Origin of the sequence: Tenacibaculum sp., assembly GCF_048269885.1 — a bacterium.
Taxonomy (GTDB): Bacteria; Bacteroidota; Bacteroidia; order Flavobacteriales; family Flavobacteriaceae; genus Polaribacter.
In genome coordinates this window covers 108,308-127,098 of record NZ_JBLWTZ010000011.1, presented here as the reverse complement: position 1 = coordinate 127,098, position 18,791 = coordinate 108,308, and the positions used below count along the sequence as shown (strand labels likewise).

The 18,791-nt window shown below is 30.4% G+C and carries 12 protein-coding genes and 1 CRISPR repeat array; of the genes, 4 read left to right on the top strand and 8 right to left on the bottom strand.

Translation table 11 applies throughout. From position 1 onward, the window contains the following. Positions 1 to 329: JAB domain-containing protein (locus ACN0WY_RS10160; RefSeq protein WP_417800293.1), on the bottom strand; the 329-nt coding region annotated here is incomplete at its 3' end. A gap of 322 nt (positions 330 to 651) precedes the next feature. Between ACN0WY_RS10160 and cas9 the strand changes: the two genes are divergently transcribed. From cas9 to ACN0WY_RS10140, 4 genes are all read left to right on the top strand, one after another. After that, positions 652 to 4,836, top strand: coding sequence for a type II CRISPR RNA-guided endonuclease Cas9 (gene cas9 / locus ACN0WY_RS10155; RefSeq protein ID WP_417800292.1), 4,185 nt, complete (start codon positions 652 to 654; stop codon positions 4,834 to 4,836). Between the two features lie 58 nt (positions 4,837 to 4,894). Further along, the gene (gene cas1, locus ACN0WY_RS10150; RefSeq protein ID WP_417800291.1) at positions 4,895 to 5,785 is read left to right on the top strand and encodes a type II CRISPR-associated endonuclease Cas1; all 891 of its coding nucleotides are present in this window, start codon (positions 4,895 to 4,897) and stop codon (positions 5,783 to 5,785) included. Further along, positions 5,782 to 6,120, top strand: a complete 339-nt coding sequence (gene cas2 / locus ACN0WY_RS10145; RefSeq protein ID WP_099216047.1) for a CRISPR-associated endonuclease Cas2 — start codon at positions 5,782 to 5,784, stop codon at positions 6,118 to 6,120. The genes cas1 and cas2 overlap by 4 nt, the downstream gene beginning before the upstream one ends. Before the next feature lie 58 nt (positions 6,121 to 6,178). Further along, positions 6,179 to 8,199: a CRISPR direct-repeat array (repeat unit 46 nt; unit sequence CTTGTGATTGCTCACGTAAAAATACAATTTGAAATCAATTCACAAC). A 519-nt stretch (positions 8,200 to 8,718) separates the two neighbouring features. After that, a complete protein-coding gene (locus tag ACN0WY_RS10140) occupies positions 8,719 to 9,435 on the top strand; it encodes a zinc-dependent peptidase (protein ID WP_417800294.1) in 717 nt (238 codons plus the stop codon). 4 nt (positions 9,436 to 9,439) lie between these two features. On the opposite strand, the gene ACN0WY_RS10135 is transcribed toward ACN0WY_RS10140, so the two are convergent. The 7 genes from ACN0WY_RS10135 to ACN0WY_RS10105 all read right to left on the bottom strand — a co-directional run bounded on the left by ACN0WY_RS10135 (position 9,440) and on the right by ACN0WY_RS10105 (position 18,781). Next, the gene (locus tag ACN0WY_RS10135; RefSeq protein WP_417800290.1) at positions 9,440 to 10,522 is read right to left on the bottom strand and encodes a beta-propeller fold lactonase family protein; all 1,083 of its coding nucleotides are present in this window, start codon (positions 10,520 to 10,522) and stop codon (positions 9,440 to 9,442) included. Between the two features lie 41 nt (positions 10,523 to 10,563). Further along, a complete protein-coding gene (locus tag ACN0WY_RS10130; RefSeq protein WP_417800289.1) occupies positions 10,564 to 11,709 on the bottom strand; it encodes a DUF4932 domain-containing protein in 1,146 nt (381 codons plus the stop codon). A gap of 160 nt (positions 11,710 to 11,869) precedes the next feature. Continuing rightward, positions 11,870 to 13,417 carry a cadherin domain-containing protein gene (locus tag ACN0WY_RS10125; protein ID WP_417800288.1) on the bottom strand — a complete coding sequence of 516 codons (1,548 nt, stop codon included), beginning with the start codon at positions 13,415 to 13,417 and terminating at the stop codon, positions 11,870 to 11,872. Between the two features lie 172 nt (positions 13,418 to 13,589). Next, positions 13,590 to 14,045, bottom strand: a complete 456-nt coding sequence (locus ACN0WY_RS10120) for a hypothetical protein (RefSeq protein ID WP_330488413.1) — start codon at positions 14,043 to 14,045, stop codon at positions 13,590 to 13,592. A 165-nt stretch (positions 14,046 to 14,210) separates the two neighbouring features. Beyond that, the gene (locus ACN0WY_RS10115; RefSeq protein ID WP_417800287.1) at positions 14,211 to 14,759 is read right to left on the bottom strand and encodes a hypothetical protein; all 549 of its coding nucleotides are present in this window, start codon (positions 14,757 to 14,759) and stop codon (positions 14,211 to 14,213) included. A gap of 26 nt (positions 14,760 to 14,785) precedes the next feature. Next, on the bottom strand, positions 14,786 to 15,796 hold the full coding sequence (locus ACN0WY_RS10110) for a hypothetical protein (protein WP_330488411.1): 1,011 nt from the start codon (positions 15,794 to 15,796) through the stop codon (positions 14,786 to 14,788). Between the two features lie 105 nt (positions 15,797 to 15,901). Further along, positions 15,902 to 18,781, bottom strand: a complete 2,880-nt coding sequence (locus ACN0WY_RS10105) for a histidine kinase (protein WP_417800286.1) — start codon at positions 18,779 to 18,781, stop codon at positions 15,902 to 15,904. Between the last annotated feature and the right edge of the window lie 10 nt (positions 18,782 to 18,791).

The window sequence follows — 18,791 nt, the reverse complement described above, 5'->3', positions numbered from 1 at the left end:
TGTATTAAACGGTCAGAAATATCTTTGTCTGCCTCAGAAGGTTTTAATTCACCACTTGGATGGTTATGGCATAATATGATTTTAACAGCTCTTTTTTGCAACGCAAAACTAAACACCTCCATAGGTTCTACCAAGGTAGCATTTACAGTGCCTAAACTTATGAGTTCAATAAAAAGAATACGGTTGTTATTAGCTAAACCAATAACCCAAAAATGCTCACGGTTTTGGTCTATCTTACTTTCACGGAGCAATACTTTTTGCATAATTCCGTAAATATCATCGGAATTTAGAATCTTTATCTTCTCTTGTTCTGTCAATTTTATATCCATAGAAACAAATGTAAGATTTTATCTCTTAATGTTTGCCAATTCTAGTTATGGTAACAAAAAAAGCGACAAAGTAATACCTTGCCGCTTTAAATGTTTTCACAACGGAATAATCCTTATTGTGAATTGATTTCAAAATTGTAGAGCTAATATACATTTTTTTAAATTAGTAGATTACGGCTTTCCTTTTTTTAAAGAATAAAAAAAACTTACTTTTATTGTCCAAGGCAACTTATTTTAAAATTGCTGCTATTCCTCTTAAAAAAGTAAAAAAATATCACAAAATTTCATTTTGTGTAATACACTCGTATCTAAAAAAAATAAAATGACTAAAAAAATTTTAGGTCTAGATTTAGGTATCACCTCAATCGGTTGGGCATTGGTAGAAGAAGCTGAAAATAACTCGGAAGAATCAAAAATTATAAAGTTAGGAGTTAGAGTAACCCCTTTGACTGTTGATGAAAAAACCGATTTTGAAAAAGGGCGCCCTTCAGGTACTAATACTGAAAGGACCTTAAAACGTGGAGCAAGAAGAAACTTACAACGATATAAGCTAAGAAGAGAAGCTTTAATTAATGAGTTAATCAATCATAATATTATCTCAAAAGAAACTCTATTAACAGAAATAGGAAAAAATACAACGCATCAAACTTTATATCTAAGGGCTAAGGCAGCAAAAGAAAGGGTTGAACTGGAAGACTTTGCAAGAATATTATTAAGTATCAATAAAAAAAGAGGATACAAAAGTAGTAGAAAAGCAAGGAATGAAGAAGATGGGGGAGCTATTGATGGAATGTCAATAGCAAAAGAGCTTTACGAAAATAACTTAACACCAGGGGAATATGTGCTAAACTTATTAGAACAAAATAAAAAATACATTCCTGATTTTTATAAATCTGACTTACATAATGAGTTCAATAAAATATGGAAAAATCAACAAAAGTATTATTCAGAAATTCTTAGCGAACCCTTATATAAAGAACTGCAAGGAAAAAATAAAAGACAAACATGGGCAATTTGTAAAACTCCTTTTAACTTAGTTGGAATCACACAAAAAGGAACAGCTAATGAAAAAAGGTTAGAACGTTATCAGTGGCGCACAAAGGGATTGACTGAAAAATTAGAACTTGAACATTTAGCTATTGTCCTTCAAGAAATTAATAATGACTTGAACAAATCGAGCGATTATTTAGGCGCAATTTCTGACAGAAGTAAAGAGTTACATTTTAAAAATATAATCGTAGGAGAGTATCTGTACCAACAAATTCAAGAAAACCCACATATCTCACTAAAAAATCAAGTTTTTTACAGGCAAGATTATATGGATGAATTTGAAAAAATATGGTCTGTACAAACACAATTCCATAAAGAACTAACGCTACCCTTAAAAGAAAAAATTCGAGATATTATTATTTTTTATCAACGAAAATTAAAATCGCAAAAAGGACAATTAGACTTTTGTCAGTTTGAAAGTTGGGAGCAAGAATATGTGAACGATACAACCAATAAAATAATGAAGAGACGCATTGGTCGTCGTGTTGTATCTAAATCATCTCCGTTATTCCAAGAGGTTAAAATTTGGCAGGTATTGAACAACCTTATTTTTTCTAATAAAAATACAGGCGACCATATTGCCATTAACGATTTAGACAGAAACATAATTGATGAAATTTTTCAGGAATTAAACCTTAGAGGTGAACATAAAGCAACCAGTGTGCTTAAGATTCTTAAAAAGCATATAGCGCTAGGAAAGCAAAGTGATTGGAAAGCTAACCACGAAAAAATTGAAGGAAATACTACTAATAAAGTACTATATGATGTTTATCAAAAAATTGCGGAGTTAGAAGGGTATGGTTTTGATTGGGAAAAGAAAACAGCCACAGCTATTAAAGAAGAGTTAAAAGCTGTTTTTTCTGAAATAGGAATAAATCAAGATATTTTAGAGTTTAACGGAATACTACAGGGTAAAAAATTTGAAAATCAGGCAAGTTATCAGTTATGGCATTTGCTTTATGCAACTGAAGAAGATTTTAACAAGGTTAGTAAAGAAGACCAAATGATTTATGGGAATAATGCTGTAAGTTTAAAGAAAAAGTTAGTTTCAAAATTTGGTTTTAAACCTGAACATACAAAAATGTTAGCCAGTATTTCTTTTCCTCAAGACTATGGAAATTTATCAAGCAAAGCGTTAAAAAAGATTTTACCCGAACTTCAAAAAGGATATACTTATTCCGAAGCCTGTAAAAATGTGGGGTATAACCACTCTAATAGTTTCACAAAAGAAGAACTTGAAAATAGAGAACTCAAAGACAAACTTGAGCTCATTAAAAAAAATAGTTTAAGAAACCCTGTTGTAGAAAAAATTTTAAACCAAACTGTTAACGTAGTAAATCAAATTATAGAAACCTATGGGAAACCTGATGAAGTACGTATAGAATTAGCTAGAGAGCTTAAAAAATCAGCTGATGAACGTAGTAAAATGACTAGGAATATTGCTGAGGCAACCAAAAGAAACCAAGATATAAAAAAGCTAATTATTAAAGATTTTGGTATTCCAAACCCAACCAAAAATGATGTAGTTCGTTATCGTCTTTATGAAGAACTATCAAGTAACGGATATAAAACACTGTTTACAAACAGAAAAATAAATAAAGAAGATATTTTTTCAAAAAAAATAGATATTGAACATATTATTCCTAAAGCTTTAGTATTTGATGATTCCTTTTCAAACAAAACACTCGCATATAGAGAAGTAAATTTAGAAAAGAGTAATACTACAGCTTTCGACTTTATTAACAACAGCAATCATTCAGGAATAGAGGACTATAAATTAAGGGTTGAGAGTTTGTATAAAGACGGAAAAATATCGCCTGCAAAAAGGAAGAAATTGTTAATTTCTAAAGAAGATATTTCAGATGATTTTATTGAAAGAGACCTAAGAAACAGTCAGTACATCGCTAAAAAAGCAAAGGCAATGTTGTTCGAGGTATTTCCTAGTGTAGTTGCCACCACAGGAAGTATTACCGATAAATTAAGAGAAGATTGGGATTTAATCAATATCATGAAAGAACTCAATTTACCAAAATATCGTGCTTTAGGACTCACGGAATATGAAGAACGCTTAAATAAAGGGACTGAAGAAATAAACAAACGAGAAGTTATAAAAGATTGGACGAAAAGAAACGACCATCGTCATCATGCAATGGACGCTTTAACAGTTGCTTTTACCACACACAACCATATTCAATACATCAACAATTTAAGTGCTAGAAAGCTTACAAATCACAAGAAGCACAAAATTATACTAAATATTGAAAATTTAATTACCGAAAACAAAAATGGCAAACGCAAGTTTAAAGCACCCATATCTAACTTTAGAACTGAAGCAAAAAAACATATTGAAGCAATACTTATTTCATTTAAAAACAAAAATAAAGTAGTAACTCGTAACATAAATATTACCAAAACTAAAAATAATACCTTACAAAAAAAACAATTAACTCCTAGAGGACAATTACATAAAGAAACTGTTTATGGAAAGATTAAACGTCCCTCTAAAAAAACGATAAAACTCAATAAAAACTTTGAGGCAAGCACTGCACAGCAAATTGTAAACCCTGTACATAAAAAAATAGTTTTAGAACATTTAAAAACATTTGATAACAACCCAACAATTGCTTTTGATAGCAAAACACTTAAAACAAATCCGCTTTTATGTAAAAATAAACCTTTTAAAGAGGTTGTTTGTTTTGAAGATATTTATACTATTAGAAAAGAAGTAAATTCAGAGAATTTTAAAACACAAAAAAATATAGAAAAAGTAATCGATACAAAAACAAGACAGCTTTTAAGCCAACGTTTAAAAGCCCACGATAACAATGCGATAAAAGCTTTCTCTAACCTTAAGGAAAACCCTATATGGTTACATAAAGAAAAAGGTATTTGTATAAGAAGAGTTCGTATTACAGGTGTTAGCAACGCTGAAGCATTGCATACAAAAAAAGACCATTTAGGAAGAGAAATTTTAAATGAACAAGGTAATAAGCAAGCGGTTGATTTTGTTAGCACAGGAAACAACCACCATATAGCTATTTATAAAGATAACAAAGGAAATTTACAAGAAATGGTAGTTTCTTTTTACGAAGCTGTTGCAAGGGTAAATAAAAACTTGCCTATAATTGATAAAACGTATAAAGAAAAAGAAGGCTGGCAGTTTTTATTTACCATGAAACAAAACGAAATGTTTGTTTTTCCTAATGAAGATTTTGATATAAATGAAATTGATTTAACGGACGCAAAAAAAGCATCGCGTATTAGTCCATACCTATTTAGAGTACAGAAAATTGCTACTAAAGACTATTTCTTCAGACATCATTTAGAAACAACAGTAGAAGATAATAAAAGCACAAAAGAAATCGCATGGAAAAGGCTAGGTCTAAATCATATCAAGGATATTAAAAAAGTAAGATTAAATCACCTTGGTCAAATTGTTCAAGTAGGAGAATATTAATTACTGTAAAAGCCCATATATATATGTATATGGGCTTTTTTATTAAAATCAAACCGTTATGCTAAAAAGAACCATTTACATAGGCAATCCGGCATATTTAAAACTAAAACACAATCAGTTAGTTGTCGCGTGCCCAGAAACCAAACAAGCAATAGGTACAGTGTCTATTGAAGATATGGCGTTGCTAATGTTAGACCATCATCAGATTACTATATCTACTCAACTTATTAATCAGTTAATGGGGAACGGTGTTGCATTAATTCATTGCGATAATCATCATTTGCCAAACGGACTCATGCAACCCATGGTAGGACATTCTGAACTTACCGAACGTTGGCGATACCAATTAAAAAGTTCCATCCCCTTAAAAAAACAACTTTGGAAACAAACTGTAATTTCTAAAATAGAAAATCAAAAGCAGCTTTTACAACAAAATAATAGTCCATTTGAGGCAATGGATAGCTATTTAGAAAAAATTACTTCAGGAGATGAAACAAATATGGAAGGAAAAGCGGCCAACCATTATTGGAAATACATACTAACCGATTTTCAACGAGAGCGCTTTGGAGATGTTCCAAATAATTTTTTAAATTTTGGATATGCTGTTTTACGTAGTATTGTAGCACGTGCTATTGTAAGTAGCGGTATGTTACCAGCACAAGGCATTTTTCATAAGAATAAATATAATCCGTATTGTTTAGCTGATGATATAATGGAACCTTACCGCCCTTTTGTAGATAAACTTGTATTAGAATATATTACAAAACATCCAACAGAAGATGCTTTAAGTAAACAAGCCAAAGCACACCTATTGCAAATAGCTACTGAAGATGTTTTGATTGATGCAAAAATACGCCCTCTTATGGTGGCTGTAACAACGACTACAGCTAGCTTGTATAAATGCTTTATAGGAGAAAGGCGCACTATTTTATACCCTAGTTTATCGTGAGTCAGAACCGTTATAATGCCTATAGAGTTATGTGGATACTAGTCTTGTTTGATTTGCCAACCGAAACCAAAGTAGAAAGAAAGGCTGCCAATGTATTTAGAAAAAAGTTGTTAAATGACGGGTTTACGATGTTTCAATTTTCTATTTATATGCGCCATTGCCCCAGTAGAGAAAACAGTAAAGTACATATAAGAAGGGTAAAAAGTTCACTACCAAAGTATGGTAAAGTATGTGTCTTTGAAATAACCGATAAGCAATTTGGAATGATGGAGATTTTTCATGGTAGAAAAGAAATTCCAAAGCCAACTCCTGTACAGCAATTAGAATTGTTCTAAGTTTAAAATTCTGTTGAATGCAAAAACCTCCCTAAAATAGGAGGTTTTAAACATTTACCTTGTGATTGCTCACGTAAAAATACAATTTGAAATCAATTCACAACAGAAATGAGTCAAGTGTTTTTTTTACTTCACTTGTGATTGCTCACGTAAAAATACAATTTGAAATCAATTCACAACATAGTATCAATATAATTCCTAACAAAAGGACTTGTGATTGCTCACGTAAAAATACAATTTGAAATCAATTCACAACTAAATTGGAGTCGTGAATTTAAAGAGATTGCTTGTGATTGCTCACGTAAAAATACAATTTGAAATCAATTCACAACAACTGGTAATGGTTGGTTTGGAGCTAAACGCTTGTGATTGCTCACGTAAAAATACAATTTGAAATCAATTCACAACCAAAGGAATGGGCAAGAAAAGCGTCATTTTCTTGTGATTGCTCACGTAAAAATACAATTTGAAATCAATTCACAACTGGAATTTCAGAAGGTTATAAGAAAGTTGACTTGTGATTGCTCACGTAAAAATACAATTTGAAATCAATTCACAACTAAAGACTAAAATAAATTAAACAAAAGCCCCTTGTGATTGCTCACGTAAAAATACAATTTGAAATCAATTCACAACTCTCAAGGAAATAGAAGAAAAAGAAGAAGACTTGTGATTGCTCACGTAAAAATACAATTTGAAATCAATTCACAACATGCATGATGAACGAATGTCGCCATCACAACTTGTGATTGCTCACGTAAAAATACAATTTGAAATCAATTCACAACATAATCTTTCTAAGTATGAAATTATTAAACCTTGTGATTGCTCACGTAAAAATACAATTTGAAATCAATTCACAACTAGGTGGTTCAGGTAATCCAGTTACAGTATCTTGTGATTGCTCACGTAAAAATACAATTTGAAATCAATTCACAACGAAGAAGCCAATCTCAATCCTAATCTCATTCTTGTGATTGCTCACGTAAAAATACAATTTGAAATCAATTCACAACCAGGTATATAGTAATAAGACAGGAAGAGAGCTTGTGATTGCTCACGTAAAAATACAATTTGAAATCAATTCACAACAGGAAGTGGAAAAAGTAAAAAATCCAATAACTTGTGATTGCTCACGTAAAAATACAATTTGAAATCAATTCACAACATAACATCGTATTGCGTTTACATGGATGTACTTGTGATTGCTCACGTAAAAATACAATTTGAAATCAATTCACAACCCTTCAGATAAATAAACAAATCCTTTTTCTCTTGTGATTGCTCACGTAAAAATACAATTTGAAATCAATTCACAACAATAAGCCTAAAATTATCTTCGCCCATGTCTTGTGATTGCTCACGTAAAAATACAATTTGAAATCAATTCACAACAATCTCTGTTAATGGGTTGAAGTTAGGTGTCTTGTGATTGCTCACGTAAAAATACAATTTGAAATCAATTCACAACTAATATTTAAAGGTGATAAATAATGCAACACTTGTGATTGCTCACGTAAAAATACAATTTGAAATCAATTCACAACAATCTTTTACAAAAGACACTTTATCTAAAGCTTGTGATTGCTCACGTAAAAATACAATTTGAAATCAATTCACAACACCAGCGTCATCATAGTACGACTGAACTACCTTGTGATTGCTCACGTAAAAATACAATTTGAAATCAATTCACAACTTTTTAGTTATTAGGTGTTGTTTATTTGTTCTTGTGATTGCTCACGTAAAAATACAATTTGAAATCAATTCACAACAATACCTTTCATATTAATTAAGTTACCATACTTGTGATTGCTCACGTAAAAATACAATTTGAAATCAATTCACAACTAAGCCCATATTATCATTAATTTGTTATGTCTTGTGATTGCTCACGTAAAAATACAATTTGAAATCAATTCACAACAAAACAGATAGGCGGATATTACTGGTCTTACTTGTGATTGCTCACGTAAAAATACAATTTGAAATCAATTCACAACTCATATGATTAAAATTTATATCCTAACTTCCTTGTGATTGCTCACGTAAAAATACAATTTGAAATCAATTCACAACGAGGTTTCAAGTTCCTTTAAACGATTATTCGTTTTTTTATAGTGCTTTATCTTGTCTGCTGTATAATTTTATTAATAAGATTAGGCGCTTTGATAAGAAATTATCGATAAGATCAGTAAGACATTCAAATCCTTTTTTTCTTCTGTAACTTTTTTAAATACTTGTTAAACTCTGTTTTTAAGAACTTTCGAGTTAAAGGGGTGTTATTTTTTACAGTTATCAATCGTTCCTAAAGTATCGTAGCGCATCATATTGGAAGTTATTTTTTTAAACTTCGCTCCGCCGATTACTTTTTTGGATTTTTGTAGTCTGTTTTCAAAACCCCAATTTTTCAGGATTTATTTTTTAAGGGAAATTGCTTAACTGAGCAATATTACAAAAGAGTAATATGAACTCACGTACCTTAAGTTACACAAGTTATATTTGAAGTTTACATTAATATGAAACCTGTTTTTTAATAAAATATATTACTTTCTTACTTAGTTTTGTGGGGGTTGGAATTAACATCGTAGAGTCAATATATGTCTATGTTTTCAACAAGCCTATTTTTGTGCATTTTATCTTGTAAAGAAGAAGTTAGCAAAGAAGAAAAAAGAGTTTTTAGTTGAAAATGTAAGATTCTATAAAAAACTAGATGAAAAACAAAAAGTATATTTTGAACATCGATTGACCAAGTTTATCAGAACCTATGATTTTGTTGAAAGAGACAATTTTGAGCTAATCCCAGAGGCAAAAGTTTTAATCGCAGCATCGTATGTTAAATTGACTTTCGGAATGCGTAAATATCGTACAACAACTTTCGATAAGATTATAGTATATCCTACTAGTTTTTATTCAAGCATAACTAAACAATATCATAAAGGAGAGTTTAACCCAAAACTAAAATCTATTGTATTTTCTTGGGAAGATTTTTTGTTAGGAGATATGGTTCTAAATGATAATTTAAACTTAGGAATTCATGAGTTTTCACATGCGTTAACCTTTCATGGAAGAAAATTGAAAGATGTAAGTGCCCGAATTTATTACCGTTTATTTGAAGAAATAACCAGTTTTATGGATGATAAAGCAAATGCTGAAAGAATTAAATTATCAGGTTATTTTAGAGCATACGCGTTGACGAATAAGTTGGAATTTGTTGCTGTAATTATGAAGCACTTTTTTAAAACTCCTGAAGATTTACAGCAACAATTTCTACAATTGTATAAAAAAAATCAACTCATGTTGAATTTTAAATAACAGTTTATTCTACAACTCTAATAGCATTGTTGCTTGGATCAGCAACATATAGTTTATTAGAAACGTTGTCATAATTCAACTTGTAAGGACCTTTAAATTGTGCAGTAGAAGCACCTCCATTTACAAAACCATAGCCGTTACCGATTACAGTTGTTACTTCTAGAGTACGCATATTAATAGCTCTAATTCCATAATTACCACCAAGAGAACCTATATATAAAAAGGTTTCATGAGGGCTAAAAGTTATGCTTTTTGCCGATGTAAAACGTGCAGCCTCACCTATACCATTGGTAGTACCACTTTCGGTATCAGAACCTGCTATGATAGTAGCATTGTTTGTTTGTAAGTTTATTTTTAATATGGTTCGCCAATTTGCAACATATAGATGTTCATCTTTACTATCTATCACAATTCCTTGAGGGTAAAAGGTTGTTGGTAAATTTGTTAAGTGTAAAGTAGTTACTTGTTTGTTGGCAATGTCAATTTTTCTAATTCTTCCTGTACTAACAATTCCATTTTCACTTTCCAAAACGTATAAAACAGTGCCATTGGTGTTTATTGTAATATGAGAAGGGTGCTTAAATTGAGCATTTTCACCTATCCCATCTGTATTTCCATAACTGCCATTACCAGCAATAGTACGTACTTCGTTGGTATTTATGTTTATAGCTCTAATTTTAATTTGAGTAGCTACATATAATGTTTTGTAGTCTTTGCTAAAAGTTAAAGTTAGCGGACTTTGAAAAGAAGCGGTTGTACCCACACCGTCATTACTATTTGACGAACCATCTCCTGCAATTGTTGTTATATGGTAGCTTCCACTAGTATTGATAGTGATTTTTTTTATGCTGTTGTCACCAGTATCAGCTACATAAATGTCACCATTTTGATCTACTGCAACATCTGAAGGGAATGAGAATGCAGATAAGGCCACCAAATCGGGTTGTGAGCCAATACTAGTTACATTTCCTTTTAAAATAGCATCTATAATTTCTGCTGGACTTTTAATTGTAGAAGAATCATCACTACAAGAAATTAGTTGTAGTGCTATGTACATTAATAATACCCCTTTTTTTAATAGTTTCATTTGTTCTTTTGTTTAAATACTGTTATACGTTTGTTATTTTTTTATTCTAAAATTGTTTTCTCTTTTTTAGTACCGAGGTTTTTTCTTTTGTCTATCTCAGAAGCCGTTTTATTGAAAAAAAATACCAACTCTGTCATAAAACTCTCTAATGTTAGATACCTGTCTCTATTGTTATCATACCTTTCTAGTTCTTTCACTAACTCATGAGTCCAGAAAAAACCGCTATTTAACTGTTCATTCAATTCCTTTTTGATTGTTTTTTCATCATAATTATGGTCCTTCATATATTTAATAACAGCCGCTCTAACCAACGCTTCATCATACATAGTTTTCCAATTACCATATGCTTGTTTATTCATTTCATCTGTTACTTTGTTAAAAATAATTGCCCCACTTTCTTGTAGTTCGGAGTGGTGTTTTTCTATAACATGATTTACAAAGGAATGATTGAATTCATGTAAAATAGTTGGGAAATAATCGTTCATTTCATATTTTGGCATACCTAAGTTATCAACACTCCACGTTCCCATTATAGCATAGACCACTTCATTTCCATTCGGATAAATTATTTTTGGACCATAGCTCGCTCCTCCATTTCCTAAGGCATTTATAATTTTAAATTCTCCTTTTGGGCCTTCTCCATAAAATTTTTGATACCATTCTAAATCTAAGTTTCGATAAACTTTTTTAAATCTATTTGATGCAGCTTTGTAGAGTTCTTTATTGTTATTGAAAAAAGTTTCACAGTCGGTATCAGTATAAAATTCATTTAACAGTTTTAAAAACTGTGTAGAGTTTTCTTCACTCCACGATTTCTCCAGAGATTTATTTGAAAAAGGTACTATCAACGCTTTTATATTTGGAGGTTCAGTTATATGTATAGCCATGCTCATAACAGAACTAAAACCAATTCCTTTTTCATGTAGTTCACTTTTTACATACTTAATTAAATCGTGACTTTTAAATTTTCCAAAATGATTTTCAATGTTTTCAACATACATAGGAAAAAGATTTTGACTATATTCATGGCTATCTGCAAGCCTAAAAACAATGCTTAATAATTCTATACGTTTATCTACTTTTGGTTCTTTTAGCATTGTTTCTTTTTGTTTGCTAACTTTTTTTCTCTCTTGAGAACAAGCGCTTAAAGTGATTAAAATCAAGAATATTCCTATTATTTGTTTCATATAATAGATCTTTTGGACTATTTCTAATGACACAAAATTGTAAGTGAAGATCATTAGAAGTTATTTTATAAACAGCAGGTAGAAATTTTAAAGAAGCTTAGGTATTGTGAAAAAGGTCAAAACACACACGTGTTTTGACCTTTTTCTAATTATATGAACTTTAAGGACACGTAGTATTGTAGTTAGCAGTAGCATCTTTATTCCAAGAACCATCGGTAGGTACGGTAAAACCAGTATCTATTTTAATGCAGGATAAGTTTGCATTTTGACTTCCTTCAAAAAATGAAATATTGTTATTAAAACCATTTGCTAAATATAACTTAGTAAGTTTATTGTTTCCAACTCGTACTTGTTTTAATTTTTCATGAAGGCTGAAATCTAAAGATGTTAATTTGTTTACGTTAAAATTAATGTCTTCTAATTTAACGCTTTTTGAAATGTCAATACTAGATAATCCGCAAAGTGCAACATGTAAAATAATTAATTCAGTATTTTTGCTCAAGTCTAAACTAGTAAGGGGATTATTATTTGCATTTAATTCAGTTATTTTTGTAAAAAACTCAATTCCAGTTAAATCACTAATGTTTTTTGATGGAACAAAAATTCTACCAATATAATTATTTGCTTCAGTTACTTGTATTTCGTTATCTCCATTAGTATTTATGGCAGTGTTTGCTAGTAAAATCGCTTTAAAGTTAGCATCAGGTATATTTACTGTAGTACCTCCTGTTTCAACTACATCGGTAACATTAATTCTTATGGTTTTATCTACGTTATGTGTACCATCAGAAATTCTTATTGATAAAATGTGAAAAGTAGAAGTTTCGTAATCTAAGTTTTTACCTGTAATTAATGATAGTTCACCACTATTGGCATCAATTTCAAATAAGTTTCCTGTTGTGCTCAATGCTGGTAAACTATAGGTAATGTTGTCGCCTTCTGCATCGGTAGCTTGTATTTGCCCAATAATTACGGTATCATCAATATCTTCAGCAATGGTAAAGGGACCAAATGCGGTAAAAGTAGGTGCAACATCGTTTATATTCATTACATTTATAGTAACAGTAGCGGTATCTGAACTTCCATTAGCGTCGCTTACTTCAATATTTAACGTGTGCGTAGTATTCGTTTCATAGTCTAATGTTTTACCAGATGCAAGTCGTAATTCTCCCGTGTTGCTAAGAACAAATAAATTAGTAGCATCTCCACTTTCTATTGAAAAACTTGATACATCACCATCTGGATCAGTAATATTTAAAGTACCAATAATATCAGAATTAGTAATGTTTTCAGCTACTGTAAAACTTTGATCCGCTATAGAGATTGGGCTATTTTCGTTTACATCGGTAACGTTAATGGTTATTACAGCAGAGGTTTTGTCTTTATCATCGCTTACTTCAACTGTAATTTCGTGTTTGGTTTGGGTTTCATAATCTAAACTTTTGTTAGCAGCAATGCTTAGTTCTCCAGAAACATTAACAGCAAACAGATTGTTGTCGTTTTTTGTGATTTTAAAAGTTAAGTCGTCTTTATTAACATCTGTGGCAGTAATAACTCCTATTTTGGTGTTGGCAGCTTTGTCTTCTGCTACCGTAAAACTTTGTGCTTTAATAACAGGAGGTGTGTTTTGTGGTTCGTCGTCTTTACTACAAGAAATTAGTTGTAGTGCAATAAAGCCTAGTAATATTCCTTTTTTAAATAATTTCATTTGATCTTTTTTTAATTAATAGTACAAGAGTACTTTTATATGTAGATATTTTAAAAAACAGTTTACGAAGAGTAAATTGAGTTTGTAAATTGAAAATGTAAATTCAAGGTAAACCATGAACCCCCTAAAATTCAATTGATTTTTAGGGGGCATGTTTTATGAAAGACGATTACTAATTTGCTATTCGTACAATAAATTCTTTAATTTTTTTTTGAGACATTGCTTTTACTTTTGTGTAATTTTTACTGTAAAAATTACTGTATGCAAAGTTAGTCCAATCTACATCTTGCTTATTGGCTGCCATTACCATAACAAAACTTTCTTTATCATATGAAATTAAAAAAAGACCAATATTATTATAAAAAACTGGTCTGTTTAGTTCTTTACTTTCTACTTCTTGATATTTATAAATTGCAGGTATACACTTTTTACAAGCAGCTACGGCTACTGTTTTTGTAGTATCTATTAAGCCATATTGAAAAAATTTAGTTTTGGTTTGCTTATTTCCAAAAGTTCTTTCTCCTTCAAGTAAATGATAAAGACCATTAATGTTTTTGGTAGGTACTTCATTTTGAGCATAGACGGTAAAAGGTAATATAAATACAAAAATATATTTAAAAATTTTCATTTGTCTTTTTTTTAATCAATAATATAAGAGTACTTTTAATATATAGTTTTATAAAAAACGTTTTTACGAAGAGTAAATTGAAATAGTTTGTTATGACGCTATATTTGTTGTATAAAATACCTCAATATTAATTTATAATGTTGAGGTATTTAGCAGTTGGTTTTATTATGGGGCGTCGTAATTTAGAATTGGTATATTTCCTTTGTAGTACCCTATAACATTGGTTCCATTTTCATCAACTAATGTAATTGTAATGGTGTATTCATTATTATTAGCATCAACCGAAATATTTCCTGATACTATATCTATAGCATTACCTGTTTGATTTTCACCTAAAGAAGCATCAAAATTTAGGAAATGAAACCCTCCAATAATACTAAAACTAGTATTACTGTAGTCGTTAAAAACATATTTTCCTCCTGTTAATTTTGTGTCTTCGTTAGCATAAAGATCAAGAACCAATATGTTTCCATTACCTTTTGGGTCTTTATTTTCATCAATAATAAGACCTGGACTAGAAAGGTATAATTCAAAATTGGTAAGATTATTATGTGTTCCGTTATTAAAAAGCACCATATTTTTAAGTTCAAACTTTTTAGATCCTATTTTAATTTCATTTGCTTTTTGAGCAATAGTATCATCGTCACTACAAGCAGTTAAAAAGAATACACAAAGAGTTGCTACAAGTAGGTTGAAAACTTTATTTGATTTCATGAGTGATTGATTTTGAATTAACTGTTTTATTTGATTGTTATACTATAGTTACATGCACTATTGGCACTATAACAAGAAGATTTATTAGAAGAATTAGGGTTGAAATTGTAGTAATAATTTTTAGTACAAGGTACTTTTAAGGAGCTTGAGTTGGTTATTTTGCTTGCATTACTAGATCCTTCTTCAAATACATAAATATCTTTACCAGTTCGGTTTATAATGGTTACGGTTGTTAAAGCATTTCCCTCATCCATGGCTTTCATACGAGCTTGATGTTCTTTCAATCTTTTATATTCAGGAGTGGCTCTGATAGAATCATTATAACGTTTAATTTCTTCTTCTCCCATGGTTTTAGCTCTCTTTATGTCAGCTATTTTAGCATTGTCTTTTGCTGTTAAAGGAATTGCTTGTTTTAGCTTCATGGCAGCGATATAATCATTAAACTTTTTATCAAGGTTTAAAGAAGTAAGGTATTTGTAAGTAGGGTTGGAGGCAGCAGATGAAATTTTTGCCGTTTTAATTTTAGCTTTCATTCTAGAGAGAAAACCTCCTTTTTTCTTTTTTGGGGCTTCAGTTGTAGTCGTAGCTTTTCTGTCTTTTTCAAGCACATAAACCGAAGCTACATTTTCCATACTAGGAAAACTTCCGTCGTATATTTTATCTAACCGGAATAGCAAATCATCAATTACCACATAGCCTTCTTTTGTGTACCTATGTTTTATACTAATAGGATGGATGTAGTTATCTATTGTGCCATAATCACTTAATTCAGTTTCACGAAAAGCACGCTTATCTTCACTAATAAATCTAGCTTCAAAACCAACAGGAATGCCCGATGGGGTGCGCTCTAATTCAATTTTAACAGGAAGATAGTCTGTTTTAAAATTATAAGTTCCATCGCCTTTAGCTACCAAAGCACCAAAACCACGGTAGGTAGCCCCATCACCATTGTTTTCTAATGCTTCAAAAAAGTTTTGTTGCGCCTGTATTGTAAAAGGTAAGAGTAATAAAGTAATTAGTAAGTAAACTTGTTTCATATTCATTTTATTTAAAATTTATGACAAGTATACTCTACAGTAACTACAAGAAAACAAATGACTTAATGAATAGCCATTTGAGTTTATAAACAAAAAGATAGGGAGTTAAAATCTTTTTCTATAGGGCATGGTTACAATTACCCTTGTGCCATTAGGAGCGTTGTTTTTATAAATATCTTCAATAACAAAACCTATTTTAGTAACATATTGTTTTTGAAAAATTTCTAAACGTTTTTTTATGGAGTTCAACGCAAAAGATTCATGGCGGTTTCCTTGACGGAGGTTAATTTCTTTACTTTTCTTTCTTCCAACACCATTATCAATAATAAAACATTGCAAGGTGTTTTTTGATAAATGGAAGGTAATGTCTAGTTTTTTTTCTCCCTCTTTATGCAGTAAACCATGTACTAAAGCATTTTCAATAAAAGGTTGAATTAACAAAGAAGGAACTTCCAGTTCTTCATGGGTATCGTAAGTAATTGTGTAGGTAAAGTCATCCCCAAAACGAAGCTTTTCTAATTGTAGATATACATTTAAAAACTCTAACTCTTTTTCTATAGGAATAAAATCTTGATTTGTATAGCTCAAGGTACTTCGTATAAGCTTGGCAAATAACACAATATAGTCGTAAGAAGCGTCGGTGTCTTGCTGCAAAACTAAATCTTGAATAGAGTTTAACGCATTAAAAATAAAATGCGGATTCATTTGTGAACGCAAAGCAGTTAAATTAATAGCAATCAGCTCTTTTTCTAAAGATATTTTTTCCAATTGGGCAATGCGCTCTTTTTCTTTTTTTTGCATTGCTTGTTTAAAGTATACAATAGTAGCTCCCAAAATAAGAGAAGCAACTAATAAGATAAACCATAAGGTTCTCCAAAATGGTTTTTTAATAAAAAAGTGTAGCTCTTTTATTTCATAGTTAGTACTTGTACTATTTAAAAATGGGTGTACTTGAAAGGTGTATTCACCCGCGGGTAAACTATTGTATTTTATTGAGTTTTCACCAATAGCTGTGGTTAACCAAGCATCGTTGTATCCTCTTAAACGATATTTATATGTTCCTTTTTGGTTAAACAAAAAGCCATTGACATTAAAATTTATTCTTATTGCATTTTGATTATACCTTAAGGTATAATTTGAAGTAATTAAGGTATCTTTTTCATTAATTTCTACAGCATTAAAATATACTTTAGGATGTAATGTTTTAAAAGCATTGTTTTTATCAATGGAAAATAACCCTTTGTCAGATGAGAAATAGATTTTGTTACCAATTATTTCAATACCAGAAATATTGTAAGATTTAATACCGTCTCGTTTGGTGAGTGTTTTAAATTTATGGGTGAGAATATCGAGCTTTTGAATACTGTTTGCCCCCACAATCCATAACGTATTTTGGTCAGCTTTAATTTTTTCAATAATATTTGAGGTCAAGCCATCTTGGGTGGTATAATGTCGAATTACCTTGCCATTTTTAATTCCTAAAAGGCCATTTTTAAATGTGGCAACCCAAACAATACCATTAGCGGTTTGGGTTATCGATTTACTATAGATGGGTTTTTCGTTATTTAAAATTACCTGTTTGTTCCAAAGGCTGTCGTATACCGCTAATTCATCAACAAAGGCAACATAAACTTCGCGCTTTATTTCGTCATAAAAAGAATCGTAAGTTCTTTTATTTGTTGAAATAAATTTTTCTTTACCGTGGTAATTAGCATTTTTTAATAAAACAACTTTGTTATGGTTGGTATACAGTAAATCGTTGTGAGCTAAGAATGAAAAACTTTTTGCAGCATCAAAAAACCTAGTTTTTTCAAGGGTTAAATCTCTATAATCTAAAACATAACTTCTAAACCCTTTACTAAGGTAAATTTTTTGCTGCTTGGGATTGTACTTTAGTTTAGACAGTTTTCCTTCGTTAATAGGTAAATTAATAGTTGTAGAAGTATGAAGATTGGTGTTATAAAAAATAACATTTCCATGGTTGCTTCCCATAACTAAAGTACTGTCGTTTATGTTGTCTAATGTTTTTATGTTTTCCTCTTTTAGAGGAATGTTACAGGTTTCTATATGAATATTAGGAATAATATAAACACCATTATTTAAACTAGTAAGCCAATAATTATTGTCTTTATCTTTAATAATTTTGGTAATATGTTTATTTTTTAAGAATCTTTTTTTTAGTTGAAAAGCAGCGTTTTTGAAAGTAAAAACCCATATTCCTTGATTTGTTGCTATCCAAGTTTCAGCGTTATGCTCAAAAATAGTATAGAGTTTTATTTTTTCAAGAGATTCTAGCCCTTTTACTAGTTCTAACTTTTTTTGTGGGAAGTTTAATTTATAAAAGCTGTTTTTTTTGTTTCTTATTTGAGAGTAAATGAAAGTTGAGTCCGTTTTAAAAATAACAGACTTCCCCAAACTTAAAGCATTACCTTTTTTCCCTTTATAAGGAAGATTGGTTTCTATTAGTGAAGTTATACTGTTGTCTTTGTTTATTGAAATAATAGAATCGATGGCTCCTGAATAAATAGCATTATTAAAAGAAAACGGAGTTCCGAATTTTTTTGTAGTAGTGTATTGCTGTAATATTTGCTTGGTTTTTAAATCTATTTTATAGATTTTTTTTACAGTAAAAACCCATAAAAAATCATTTCTTATTACAAAATCAGCTAGTTCACCATTTAAATGGTTACTTAAATCTGTAAATAAATGGAGTTCATCGTTTAGGATATAGAAAAACTGACCAGAAATATTATTACACCAAATTCGACCTAAATTATCTTCTTGAGTGTTAAATACAGAAGCCCCACGCTGTATAGGGTTGCTATAGTTTTTAAAGGTTTTACCATCGTATCGATACAAGCCTTTGTTGGCAGATAGCCATATAAAACCTTTATGATCTTCAAGAATGTTATAAAATTCATTATCAGGAAGTTTGTTTCTTTCAGAAAGTTGTATAAACACAGGTTCTTGTGCTTTTGTTGTCATTGGAACACAA